12 protein-coding genes are annotated in these 12,646 nt (G+C 40.8%); 5 read left to right on the top strand and 7 right to left on the bottom strand.

Going from position 1 to position 12,646, the window contains the following annotated elements; genetic code table 11:
- Positions 1 to 5: 5 nt before the first annotated feature.
- Both QXS89_06220 and QXS89_06225 read right to left on the bottom strand, forming a co-directional pair.
- Positions 6 to 869, bottom strand: coding sequence for a branched-chain amino acid ABC transporter permease (locus tag QXS89_06220; protein ID MEM3831772.1), 864 nt, complete (start codon positions 867 to 869; stop codon positions 6 to 8).
- A 20-nt stretch (positions 870 to 889) separates the two neighbouring features.
- On the bottom strand, positions 890 to 2,185 hold the full coding sequence (locus tag QXS89_06225; GenBank protein MEM3831773.1) for an ABC transporter substrate-binding protein: 1,296 nt from the start codon (positions 2,183 to 2,185) through the stop codon (positions 890 to 892).
- A gap of 457 nt (positions 2,186 to 2,642) precedes the next feature.
- On the opposite strand from QXS89_06225, the gene QXS89_06230 reads away from it, so the two are divergent.
- Positions 2,643 to 3,320: a TIGR00266 family protein gene (locus QXS89_06230; protein ID MEM3831774.1), complete on the top strand. Its 678-nt coding sequence runs from the start codon at positions 2,643 to 2,645 to the stop codon at positions 3,318 to 3,320.
- 178 nt (positions 3,321 to 3,498) lie between these two features.
- Here QXS89_06230 and cobS read toward each other — a convergent pair whose 3' ends face one another.
- Genes cobS through QXS89_06255 form a run of 5 tightly spaced genes read right to left on the bottom strand, consistent with a single transcriptional unit; the run spans position 3,499 to position 8,082 of the window.
- Entirely contained in the window at positions 3,499 to 4,281 is a 783-nt protein-coding gene (gene cobS, locus QXS89_06235) for an adenosylcobinamide-GDP ribazoletransferase (protein MEM3831775.1), read from the bottom strand.
- Positions 4,278 to 5,360 carry a histidinol-phosphate transaminase gene (locus QXS89_06240; GenBank protein MEM3831776.1) on the bottom strand — a complete coding sequence of 361 codons (1,083 nt, stop codon included), beginning with the start codon at positions 5,358 to 5,360 and terminating at the stop codon, positions 4,278 to 4,280. Before QXS89_06240 ends, cobS begins: the two co-directional genes overlap by 4 nt.
- Positions 5,347 to 5,886 carry an NTP transferase domain-containing protein gene (locus QXS89_06245; GenBank protein MEM3831777.1) on the bottom strand — a complete coding sequence of 180 codons (540 nt, stop codon included), beginning with the start codon at positions 5,884 to 5,886 and terminating at the stop codon, positions 5,347 to 5,349. Before QXS89_06245 ends, QXS89_06240 begins: the two co-directional genes overlap by 14 nt.
- A complete protein-coding gene (locus tag QXS89_06250; GenBank protein ID MEM3831778.1) occupies positions 5,883 to 6,992 on the bottom strand; it encodes an adenosylcobinamide amidohydrolase in 1,110 nt (369 codons plus the stop codon). The genes QXS89_06245 and QXS89_06250 overlap by 4 nt, the downstream gene beginning before the upstream one ends.
- Positions 6,982 to 8,082: a TIGR00303 family protein gene (locus QXS89_06255; protein MEM3831779.1), complete on the bottom strand. Its 1,101-nt coding sequence runs from the start codon at positions 8,080 to 8,082 to the stop codon at positions 6,982 to 6,984. Before QXS89_06255 ends, QXS89_06250 begins: the two co-directional genes overlap by 11 nt.
- Before the next feature lie 232 nt (positions 8,083 to 8,314).
- Here QXS89_06255 and QXS89_06260 point away from each other — a divergent pair, with 232 nt between their 5' ends.
- The 4 genes from QXS89_06260 to QXS89_06275 all read left to right on the top strand — a co-directional run.
- Positions 8,315 to 9,532, top strand: coding sequence for a protein O-GlcNAcase (locus QXS89_06260; GenBank protein ID MEM3831780.1), 1,218 nt, complete (start codon positions 8,315 to 8,317; stop codon positions 9,530 to 9,532).
- A gap of 1 nt (position 9,533) precedes the next feature.
- Positions 9,534 to 10,694: a DUF1343 domain-containing protein gene (locus tag QXS89_06265; protein ID MEM3831781.1), complete on the top strand. Its 1,161-nt coding sequence runs from the start codon at positions 9,534 to 9,536 to the stop codon at positions 10,692 to 10,694.
- 213 nt (positions 10,695 to 10,907) lie between these two features.
- Entirely contained in the window at positions 10,908 to 11,375 is a 468-nt protein-coding gene (locus QXS89_06270) for an SCP2 sterol-binding domain-containing protein (protein MEM3831782.1), read from the top strand.
- 176 nt (positions 11,376 to 11,551) lie between these two features.
- Positions 11,552 to 12,646, top strand: a 1,095-nt coding sequence (locus QXS89_06275) for an RNA-guided endonuclease TnpB family protein (GenBank protein MEM3831783.1), incomplete at its 3' end; no start/stop codon positions are given.

Here is a 12,646-nt window from a genome sequence, read left to right on the forward strand (position 1 = left end):
CAGTATCACCTCTCACCGAAGAGACCTTGAGGCCTGAATAATAATATGAGGGTTGCTATAATGTATAATATCACTATGTCTAGCTCCGGTACTATTAAGATTAATATGCTCGAGAAAACCCCTACCACCATAGCCACAATGTAAGCGCCAGTAATGCTACCAAGTCCGGCTATTACCACTATTATGAAAGCGGTAACTATTAGATAATCAGCGAGCCCTGGACCAACACTTATGAGGGGTACTGTAAGAGCTCCACCAAGACCTGCGAGTGCTGTCCCGATGAAGAATACTAGAGTATAGAGAAGTCTTGTGTTGATTCCTAAAGCCTCGCTCATCACAGGATCCCGCCATACAGCTCTAATTCTTAAACCTGTTAGAGTATGATTCATGAATATTGTTATGGCTATAAATAGTAGGAACCCTATCACTATTATCAGAGCCATATAATAGTTTATGATGATCCCGCCAACACTCACACCCCTACTAAGGATTTCAGGTATAGAAACATAGATCACACCCTTACCCCATACGAGTTTCTGAGCCTCATTAGCTATGAGGGCTACACCGAATGTAGCTAGAAGCTGGTACACGGTTTCAAGCTTATACACTCTCCTAATAATTGCGATCTCAACGATGGCACCTAAAGCTCCCATTAGTATCATGGTGGTTAAAAGAGATGCTATGAAATTACCTGTGTAAGCGTAAAACGTATACATCAGATAAGATCCTGTAACATAGAAAGCTGCATGAGCAAAATTTATAACCCTAACGACACCGAAGATCAGGACCAGACCTAGAGCCAGTATCCAGTAGAGGGAGCCTTTATAGAGACCTACAAAAGCCTGAACCAAAAAAGGTGTTAAATCCACTAAAGAAAACACCTCCAAACTTACTCGAAGGGTGGAAATCTATAGTAAAGCATAGCTGGCACGGCTCTCAAATCCTCTAAGAGGGGTACTTCAACACCTTTATGAACTATCCTTCCATAAGGCACCTCATAGACTGCCTGATGATCCTCGGGCCTTACCCATCTAACCCCGGCTGGAGTTAATATTACCAAGCCTTCTAAAGCTTTCAATACAACATCTGGATCTAGAGATGCAGAATTCTCCAACGCAGCCTTTATCATGTAAACCGCCGAGTAAGTAGTCTCGGCTGAGTATGCTGGAAGTCTGCCCCATCTAGCTTTAAACCTGTTTACGAATTCCCTATTAATCTCGGTAGGCGGGTAAAGCCATATATACCTAGCGCTAACCCATGTACCCAACTCTGCAGTAGGATAGCCTGCCCCTAAAGAATATGCTACATCCATGGAATACCCGAGGGTTGAAATTACAGCCTTAAACTTTCTATAACCTCCCATAGCAACCAGCTGTCTCTGGAGGGTCACAAGCTCAACAGCCCATATGCTCGTATGTAAGGCTTCGGCATCTGAGGCTAGCAAAGCGCTGATGAATGGGGTGAAGTCTTCAGTTCCGAACTTTGGCCATTGCTCACTTACAAACTCAACGTCAGGTCTGAGAGTCTTAAGAGTCTTAGTAAATAGCTCCCATGAAACCCTCCCAAACTCATAGTCTCCGTTAATCCCAGCCCATCTTCTCACGGGCAAGTCCTTGGCTATGTAGGCTGCCAGGATCCCATCTTGATATACTGGAACGCTGGACCTGAATATGAGCTTCTTACCCTTCTTAAATACCAGCTCTTCTGTAAGCCTGTGGGTAGCAGCATGTGTGACAACTACTATCTTACCCAGCTCGTCGACTATTTCACCAACTTTTAAAGCATTACCGCTAGAGTCTATGCCCACAATGAAATCAACATTCTCAACAGAGACAAGTTCTCTAGCTTGCTTCACTACATCAGCCATCTCGTCTCTGAATACGAGCTCGACTCTGCTACCTAGAATACCACCTCTAGCGTTGATCTCCTCAGCAGCCAGCCTAGCACCTTGTTCTATAAACTCTCCATAAGTAGACCAGAGACCAGACCTTATTCCTATAACTCCAATCTTAATAGTATCCTTTGGTAATTTTCTCTCGACAGCTCCGGGAGCTGTAACTGTTACTGTTCTGGTGATCTCCTGTACTTCAGAAGGTCTGGTAACCCATCCGAGGACTGATCCCACAACCAAGCCGGCAACGCCTGCACCAAGAATTTTAATGAAACTCCTTCTATCTATACTCATATTTGCTACCCTATAACTATTATTATACACCTTAAATATTTAGAAAGATAAAAGAGGGAGAAGTTAAATTATTTTTAAATTATTTATGAAACCTTACGCACACACAGCAAGAAATGCCCTTCGAATAACTAGATCCATATAAATGCTGAGACTCTCCTTAAAGTAAAATGCTCGAGGCGTAAGATGTTTAAGGCTGCTCTTAAACTCTCGAGAACTATGCAAGCCTGAGACATATGCGAGAGGAAGATATAAGGCGACCGCATCAGAGCTAAACCCTAAGGTGCTCGAGCTATATAGATGCTGAAACACTGAAGTATAGTCAGACATAACATGCTTGGACTGCTGAGATGTTTTTAACTCCTTTTAACTTAACTTTTAGTATACTAAAGCTCCTATATATCATATGTAAAAAATTTAAATGTTTTTATTATTAAAATTATTTTTGGTGTTGCATATAATGATCGATTATGTCATTGAGAGAGGTCCTGCATACTCGATTTTAAAGGTTAAGCTCAGCCCTGGGATATCTATAACTGTAGAGCCTGGAGCTTACATGCTACATAAGGGTGATATTGATGTTCAGACGTCTACTATGGGAGCTGCGAGTGCTATAGCTAGGAGGTTATTTGGAGGCGAAAGTTTGTTCCTGAATACTTTCAGAGCTAGGAGTAGTGCTGAGATATGGATTGCTCCTGAGGTTCCTGGAGATATAGTTGGTGTCAGGCTTGATAATGGAGAGCTTATAATACAAGATACTAGCTACCTGGCACATGTTGGAGATATAAAGATCGGTATTGCTTGGAGAGGGTTTAAAGGTGTTATTGCTGAAGGCGAGCTAGTATGGCTTAAAGCCTCAGGTAGCGGACTGGTGTTTATTAATGCTTACGGAGCAATAGAAGAGCTTAAACTTGATAGAGGAGAGAAGATCACAGTAGATAATGGACACTTCGTAGCACTAGATGGCACTATAAAGTGGGGAGTAAGGAAGCTCGGAGGCTGGAAGACGTTCTTCCTTGGAGGTGAAGGAGTAGTAGTAGACGTTGAAGGTCCAGGCAGAGTATGGGTACAAACCAGAACACTACCAGCACTAGCATATATACTATACAAGTATATGAGAAATTATATGAGGAGATGATGAGAAGAACCTCCAAGTGAAGAATGACTAGAACAACCCTAAGCGTAGATGCTGAAGCTGTATGTGCTCTGTGATAGAAGTATATAGACCTATATAAGAACTCGTAGAACTAGAACAATAACCTCATAAACCTCCTCACGAACCTTATCTCGACACATCAATCTAAAAGTCTTGAACTCTAGAGCGGGCGGGGGGTTAGAGATAGTATTAGGAGTGATGATATTCTCACAAATTCATAGGAGAAGCCTAGAACATCTCCATTAATAAATCCAAGTCTTCTCTCAGCATCCATAGCTATTATGAAGCCTGCTATGAGAGGTAGGATGAGTATCATGATAAGAGATGTTCTCAAGCCTTGTAAAAAGATTAGCGAGATCGATAGAAATACATATATGATGATATTCAGAATAGCATTTCTAAAGATCTTAGAATAGAAGGTGAAGTATCTTGCCATACCATTGTAAGGTTCTTCTCTCCCGAAGTAGCATGCTATGAACATAGCTTCCGAGGCTGCAACATATGATAGCATGATATATATAGCGGTTTGAACAATCTCTATAGAGCTGACCATGATCTGAAGACTTGAGTAGTTTATCATCAGACCGATAATTAGAGATAATACAGAGAAAGTCCCTCTCCTAGGATCCTTAATTATTTTAAGAGCTTCCTCACCTCTTCTCAGAGATCCTATGACATCTGAGTAGTCTGCAAACCCATCCAGATGAATCCCACCGGTTACTAGGACGTGTAAAGCGATCAGCATTATAGAGATTAGAAGAGGATTTAGACCGGCTGATACCATCAGGATCAAAGCAGATGAAGCTATGAAACCTTCTAGAACTCCTATAAATGGAACCATGAAGAATACCCTGGCTGCTTCTTCGAGATCTGAGTAAGAATTCTTGATAGGAATTCTAGTTAGCAGAGATATCAGAGATAGAAAACCTCTTAGAATACTCATTCTCGAAGCACCTCTTCATAGGCTGATATGAGAATATTATTCTCATCTCTAAGTCTCACAGAGATCCTGGCATGATAAGGTGTTAGATATGGGTAGACTGAGGCATCTCTTATCACTATTCTTCTTCTCATAAGAAGATCAGAGATCTCTTTAGTAGTTCTACCATGCTTCACCAATATATATGGTGTAGAAGATCTATAGATCTTAACTCCTAATCTTCTTAAACTCTCACTCACATACTCTACCTCTCTCACGATAGTATCTCTAGACAGTTCTACAAAGGATCTAATATCTCTAGAATACTCTCTTAAAAACCTTGCGAAAACATTCTCAGCAATAGAATTAACATTCCAAGGAGATCTGATATCATCAAAAAGCTCTGCAAGAGATCTATTCGATGTGTAGAGAAAGCCTATTCTCAAACCTGGAACTGAGAATATCTTTGTAAGACTTCTCACGATAACAAGATTCTCATATCTCTCAGCTAGCTTAAATCCTCTACCCTCCTCACACTCGCTACATAGATCCTGGAATGCTTCATCGAGTAGTATCACAGAATCTCTGAGATTCTCTAGAACCTCCTCAAGAACCTTATTATCTAGAATAGCTCCTGTAGGGTTATTAGGATCAGAGATTAGAACAAGAGATCTCGTATTTCTAATCTTCTTCAAATTCTCAAGAGCTTCATATGAGATCACATATCTATCCCCTGATTCTATGTATGGCACTGATATCATGGGAATATTAAGAGCTCTAGCGAGACATCTGTAATCTCCGAAGGTAGGCTCGAAAACAATTAGATATTCAGGTCTTAGAGATAGAACTGCTATGTAGAAAGCTTCAGCAGCTCCGTTAAGAGGTATTATACCCTCGTAATCTAATCTATAGAATTCTGCAATAGATTCTCTAAGAATTCTATACTCATAATCAGGATATCTGCTGTAGATCTCTCTACTAATAGATTCTGATAAAAGCTTCTTCAGAGGATCCGGAGCTCCCAGAGGATTTAAAGGTGTTGAGAAATCTATGAAACCCTCAGGAGCTCTCCCACCGTGATGTCTACATCTATCTGCAGACATTCTCAGCCCTCCTTAGATCCTCTAGAGTATCTATATCAATGATCTCATCATGATTCAGAGGTATATTAATCCACAAGCCTCTCTCATCATAGAATATCGAGAGCCCTACAGGTTCTAGAAGATTCTTTTCAACTCTAACAGCTGTGAAGATCTCAGCTTCATTACCTCTCTCGAAAACACTGTCGAGAAATCTTCTGAGAACATCAATACTTCTCACAACAACATCTGCTGATACTATGAGAAGAGGTTTGGGAAGAGATCTCAGAGCCAGAATTAGATCCTCAACATAATCTCTGCCTAGAAGCTCTATACAGCTCACATAATCCTCCGAACAGGTCTTCTTAAGAGCTTCTCTAGAACGTTCGGAGAGAAGAATTATAACATGACTGCATAAGATCTCAAGCTGGTTTAAAAGTCTTAGAATCACAGGTCTTCCACAGACCTCTCTCATAAATTTAAGAGGATCTCCAAATCTACTTCCCACACCACCTGCCATAACCGCGCACGGGATCACCTTATCACTCATGATCTCTCTTCAACCTCTCTCAAAACTTCTAGAAGCATGTATGCTAGTAGTGCTGAGACTATGTCATCTTCAAACATCTCTAGTTCTCCATGTTCTAAGACTCCTGATTCTTTAAGTCTCTCGATCCAGTACATCGTGAACATACCGTTAGTACCTGCCAGATATTGTGCTAAGGCTATCCCCAGGATCTCATCAGCTACAATCTTCTTACTATCTCTCTTGAAATCCTCTTCCGAGAGACCTGGTATAGCTCCCGAGATGCCATGAAGATCTAGTTCTCTTGCTGCAATTATAAAAGCCCATACATTAGGATCTCTCAAAACCCTGATCAGGCTTCTTACAGCTTTGTCGCAGGCTTTCGATATATCCAGACCTTCTACGGGGTTTAGAGAATATATCTTCTTGAAGATCTCTTTTAAATCTTCTAGATCTAATCCTATTAGATCTCTGAGAATCTCATCATAGCTTCTCCTCATAGCATGCTCTAGTATTAGCCTGTAAACCTCTCTAGCAATAGCATTTCCAATAGTCGTCGACATTCCTGCAAAGAGTATTCCCCCAGGATCATCTGCCGGCTTTAAGATTGATATAGAATCCGTGACAGTTCCAGGAGATCTTGAGCTGCATCTCAGAATTATATCTGATGAAGCTAGTGTCTTAGCCTCAGCAATGGTTTTAAGAAGATCTATAGAAGCATTATCTGTAAGAGGCAGATCTACAACAGCCACTATATTAATAGTTCCAATCCTAAGAGGCTCGTAAGTCTTAGAATTCAAACATGTAGAAGGTTTCAAACCAATACTCATATAAAGATCTGTTTTAGCCTCCTCAACCCTAGAAGTTTTAAAACTCTTCTCAAGAGAAGCTGATGTGAGAAGTATGAGAGCTCTCTCAACCCCTAGATCTCTTAGAACTCTGATATAATACTCTCGAAGGTCGCAGCATACAGATCTTTCATCAATCTCTCTAAAGATAACATGCTCCACAGTCTCTCCATAGCTAAGCTTATCAATAGATGGTAGAGGTAGTGTTGAGAATACTCTCATAGGCTTTCTAAGTCTTATTACAATAGTATCTCTACCTAAGATCTCCACCTTATCTCTCAAGTCTCACAATCCTCTCATACTCACTGTACAAGGCTTTTAACAGAGTTTCATATCTTATCTTCTTCAGAAGCATACACGCGATCAGACTTCCTCCAGCTCCAACTCCTTCTTTCACAAAACCTCTCTCATAAGCTCTCAATCCAGGGTATGGAGAGTCTGAGAAATCTATGGAGGCGTAGGCTATAGGAACTTCTGGATATATATCTCTTACAAGACCGATGATATCAGAGCTTTCATCTTTAATAATCCATCTGGTAGTTCCCACAGCTACTCTACCTCTGAGATCAGCTTCTAGTCTTCTTAGAATAGCTAGTACCGCCGCCATCTGAGTACCTCCTGAGAGAAGTATTCTAGAATCTCTCTCTAGAGCTCCTAGTGTGAAGCCTGCCATAGATATGTGAAGAGGATCTCCGAAGATGGATACGGCTTTGAAAACATCTGAAACAGGTATTTTCTCAGAAGATCTTCTCACAGCTTTCTCAAAGATCTCTTTCTTAAGATCATGAGGATTCGAAGGTGAAGCACTACTCACTCTACCAACACCTCTAAAACCTAGAGACTCTATGATAGCCATAGCTGTTGTAGTTCCTCCGGGCATTGACTCTCCTAGGATTATGAGAGCTTCCCTGGATCCAAGAGATCTTCCTAGAACTCTTGATTCCTCGAAAAGTTCTAAAACTTTTTCAAGAGGTAGAGCATTCTCAATATCTATCCTACCACCCACACTTCTACCTCTAAGATCTATGTGAGGTATCATAGGCTCTACAAAGCTACCGCTATCAACAACTATATAGGGGATTCCAGAGATCGATAGAGCTACTCTAGTTAGAAGTGCAGGAGTTGGAATACCCTCCGGAGTGGTAGGTATCACAGGCATGGTCTTAGGAGCTCCGAGCATGAGATACTCAACATCTAGAGCGGGTGTGTAGAGAGTCTGCTCAGGGCTGGCTCCAGCAAGACTGATACCAGGTATTGTGGAGACTCTGGTAGAAGCGATGAAATAGACAGCCATATAACTCTTCACATCACTGTGAAAATCTCTCCAAGAATCCTCATTCCACGCAACTCTAACGCGAGACCTGCTACTCAAAATCTACGCACCTCATATATGTACTAACCATCCATATATATTGCTTCCCAGACTTGAATAGACTTTCATATTCAAATGATCTCTCATATTCATGCTTAGAAGATCTGTTGAGATCTCGCATGCTTAAGATTCATTTAACCTGCTCCATGATCCTACTCTAGTATTATGTTTTGAGGAGGTTGCGGGTGGATTTAATTATCTTGAAATCTACATATGATGCGGGTTCTCTAGAATGTTCGTAGGAATTGTTGAAGGTTTCTATGGTTCTCAGTGGGATTTCCTCGATAGGATTTCTATGATCTCTTTCATGGGTAGAATAGGCTTGAATCTTTATATGTACGCTCCTAAAGATGATCCTTATCATAGAATTATGTGGAGAAGTCCCTACCCTATGCATATTCTCGATCAGTTTGGAAGACTTGTTGATCTCTGTCAGAGACATGGAGTGAGCTTCGGCTTCGCCATATCTCCGGGACTTGATATAGAGTACTCTTCTCAAGAAGATCTGAGGATCTTGATTAGAAAACTAGATCTCATAATGAATCTAGGTGTGAGAATCATAGGTCTGTTCCTAGACGACATACCACCAGAACTTAGAGGAAGAGGTTTCAAAACTCTTGCAGAAGCTCAAGCAAATCTTACTAACAAGATCTATAGAGAGCTCTCTCCAGAGAAACTGATCTTCGTACCAACCTTCTACTGGGGTTATGAAGAGAAGTATCTGAGAGAGTTGGGAGAGCTTCTCGAGAGAGATATAGATCTTGTGTGGACTGGAAGATATGTTGCATCTCCAGAGATATCTTTAGAGGATGTGGAGAAGTTTAGAGAGATTACTGGAAGATACCCTGCTATATGGGATAACTATCCTGTTAATGATTTCTTCACGGTAAGAGGTGTTGTGAGACTTCACATGGGATTTTTCAAGGGGAGAAATCCAGAGATCCTGAGAAGAGTTTCCGTATTCATGGCTAACCCGATGAACCAGGCTGAAGCTTCTAAAATACCTATCTATACTCTGAGCAGACTTGCTAAGGGATACACTCCTCAAGATAAGGATCTCTATAAGGCGGCTGAGTACATTGTTAATGAAGAGGTTCTCGAACCATTCAAACTCTTTATAAAGCTTAATCTTTCAAGCATACTAGATCTAGATGCAGATCTTGAGCCAGGTCCGGAGCATGCGAGAGCTATATTAGATGCTGTAGATTCTCTTAGAAAGAAACTTAATAATAAGAAGTTATTAGAGGAGATAAGACCTGTTCTAGAGCTTCTAGATCTTATTGCCAGAAGACTTGGTGAGAATTCTATTATAGAGAGAATTAGTGGAAGGATTCAGTCTGCTGGATTATACTACCCTCCTATATCTGATGAATCTATGAAGAGAGTTTTTGGAGTTATCGCTAGGAGAAAGCCTAAATGGGTTAAGAAGATAGATCTAGAGGGTTTCTAGATTGATTCTTGGAGTAGACTTATTTCTAGGAGAAGGTTTGTGGAGATCCTATTCTAATAAGAGAATCGCGATCCTAACCAATGCCAGTGGTGTGACTTCTAATCTGACCTACACCGTAGAAGAACTCCTAGCAAGAGGATTGAAATTAGAAGGAGTTCTAGCTCCTGAGCATGGGTTCTGGACTTTTGAGGGAGCTGGAGAGGTTTTTAAGAGTTATTATGATGATTATCTAGGTGTTCCTGTTCTAAGATTCTACGGATCTGATTATGATGAGGTCAGAAGATCTCTTGAGAATGTAGATGTTGTAATAGTAGATATTCAAGATCTAGGGCTTAGATTCTATACATATATATCGGCGGTAATAGATCTCATAGACATATTCTCGGATGTAGGAGGATCTGAGATCTTGATTCTAGATCGTCCGAATCCTCTGGGAGGAATTGTATTAGAAGGACCTATAGCCAGAGATAGCCTCCGCTCCTACATCTCTAGATACTCGATACCTGTTAGATATGGAGCTACTATAGGAGAGCTCTCGAGATTATACGCGTATGAGAAGAGTAGAGATATAGATATCAAGGTGATCCCTGTAAGAGGGTGGAGAAGATCAGATGATATACTAGATATAGAATCACATTGGATCCCTCCATCACCAGCCATACCAACGCCGGATACAGTATTCGCATACGCTTCCACAGTATATCTAGAGCCTACCAATATTAGTGAGGGGAGAGGTAGCTACACTCCATTCAAGATCTTCGGAGCACCTTTTATAGATCCGAGAAAACTCGCTGAAGAGCTTAATAAGAGAATAGATCCTGATATAGTGAGATTTAGACCACTCTTCTTCAAACCTCAGACAGGTAAACATGCTGAGAAGATCTGTGGAGGTGTTTTCATGCATATAATACGTAGGAATAGGAAGAGATATAAAGCATTCAATGTAGGACTAATCATTCTGAGAACACTATACGAACTCTATGAATCTCAGATCATACTTAGGAAGATAGGGGATCTATATGGGATAGATTTTCTCATAGGAGATATAAGAGCTAGAGAAGTTATATTCGGAAGAAAATCTCTTGAGGAATACCTAGAAGAGATCGAGACAGAGATTAAAGCTTACGAAGAGAGACTTAAACCTTTCATCATGTATAAATAAGATTCACAGCTCTATAGCATTTACAAGCTTACAAGCCCTCGCTCTCTAGAGCTACGAGAGAATATGCTTTATAAGGATAGAGATCTCTTACAATACTCGCATTCACTTTAGAATTTTACTATGCTTCTAAAGTTATTGATAGCTATTAATGGAAAGAAAAGAACAAAGAATATAAATAATATAAGGTATTCTAGAGTGAGAGAGGTGTGGTGCTTGAATTCCTCTATAGTTTTCCCAAGCCGTGAGTGGGCTGAAGAATACTGCAGAGTTTTAAACGAATCTTCTGAGTATAGAGATCTTGGCAGAGGATGGGTGTGGCCTATACTCTTCATAGTCACCGAGCTCCCCCCAGATCTGAGGAGTCAATATCCTTCTGGGAATCCTGGTTTCATCGCTGATCTGTATAATGGGGAGTGTAGAGGTGTTAAATTCTATGATGATGCGAGCAGTATAGATGCTCCATTCATATTATCAGCTAGATATAGAGATTGGCTCGATATATTATCAGGTAGAGAAACTCCTGTATCTGCTATGCTTAAGAGAAAACTTATTCTTAGGAAAGGTGATATGGCTGCTGTTCTGAGATATGCCTACCGCAACTGTTTCGGGTTTTATATAGGTTTGTATTGGGTGATGTTATTCTTCTGCTATGATCAGCACATAGACTTCTTTTCCGTGTAGATGCTTGATCTTTTCCTTATCTCTTCCCAATGGATAGAGAACATAGTCTCCTCTCCTATACTTTATAACACTACATCTAACTATCTCGACTCTAGCCATGTATATCCACCTATAAAGATATGGAGAGAAAATAATATAAGCTCTACTCTATAGTTCTATATAGGGTGAACTACTCGATGAGGGAGGGAGAGCTTGTTGAAACACTTAAGATGAGGGCTCTCCCCGAGGGTAGTGATGACCACGGTGCATTAGTTGAGTTTCTGAAGCTCTATCGTGATGCTCTTCAACTAGTAGTAAACAGGTTGTGGAGTTTAGATGAAGTACCTTCAATCAAAACTCTACACGGAATGTTCTACTCAAAACTTAGGGAACTTGGTTTTAGAGCGCACCACGTAAAGCAGATCTACGTCTACGCTAAAGCGGTAGTTAAAGCTACAAAACAGAACGGTGGGAAGAAACCAGTTCTAAGAAAACTATCGGCTAGAATAGATAAATACGACTACAAGCTAGACCTAGAGAACAGAATGCTTGTTCTAAAGATACATAGCGGTAGAGAGGTTAAGCTAAGACTACTAACATCTATTGACAGGATAGAGAAGTTCAGAGCTTGGAGCAACTATGAAATAGCTGTGAAGGTAGTTGGAGACAAGGTCTACGTAGCGGTATACTTCAGGAGAACGGTTGAACCGAGGAGAACCAGAACCGTTATGACAGTAGACGTGAACTTCGACAACATTACACTAGCTGTATTCACACCTAGTGGAAGAATAATCAGACTCAAACGTCTTGAAACACCCCTCAGGAAGATATTAACACATAGGATATGGATTGAAAGAATTCAAGGAAGATACGCTAAATCCTGGAGATTCATCGGGGGAGTAAGAGAAGCTATCAGGAAGCACGGTGAGAGAATAAGGAACATAGCCTGGGACTACGCTCACAGAGTTGGAGACTCCATAGCTGAACTAGCCAGTAGATATAGCTCTATCATAGTCTTAGAGAACTTGAATAAACTCAGGAGTAACGTGAATAGAGGTAGCAATTTCAACAAGAAGCTATCCCTGTGGTTCTACAGAAAGATACAGTTCACTATAAGCTATGAGGCTTTAGAAAGAGGACTGGAAACTAGATACGTCAACCCAGCAAAGACATCATCAACATGTCCGAGATGCGGGAGCAGGTTAAAGGACAGCGGTGGTAGAGTGTTAAAGTGCACTAGATGCGGATTCACAGGAGATAGAGATGTGATTGCATGCATAAACCTGTTCTAC

This window comes from Sulfolobales archaeon (assembly GCA_038881635.1).
Lineage (GTDB): Archaea > Thermoproteota > Thermoprotei_A > Sulfolobales > AG1 > WYEN01.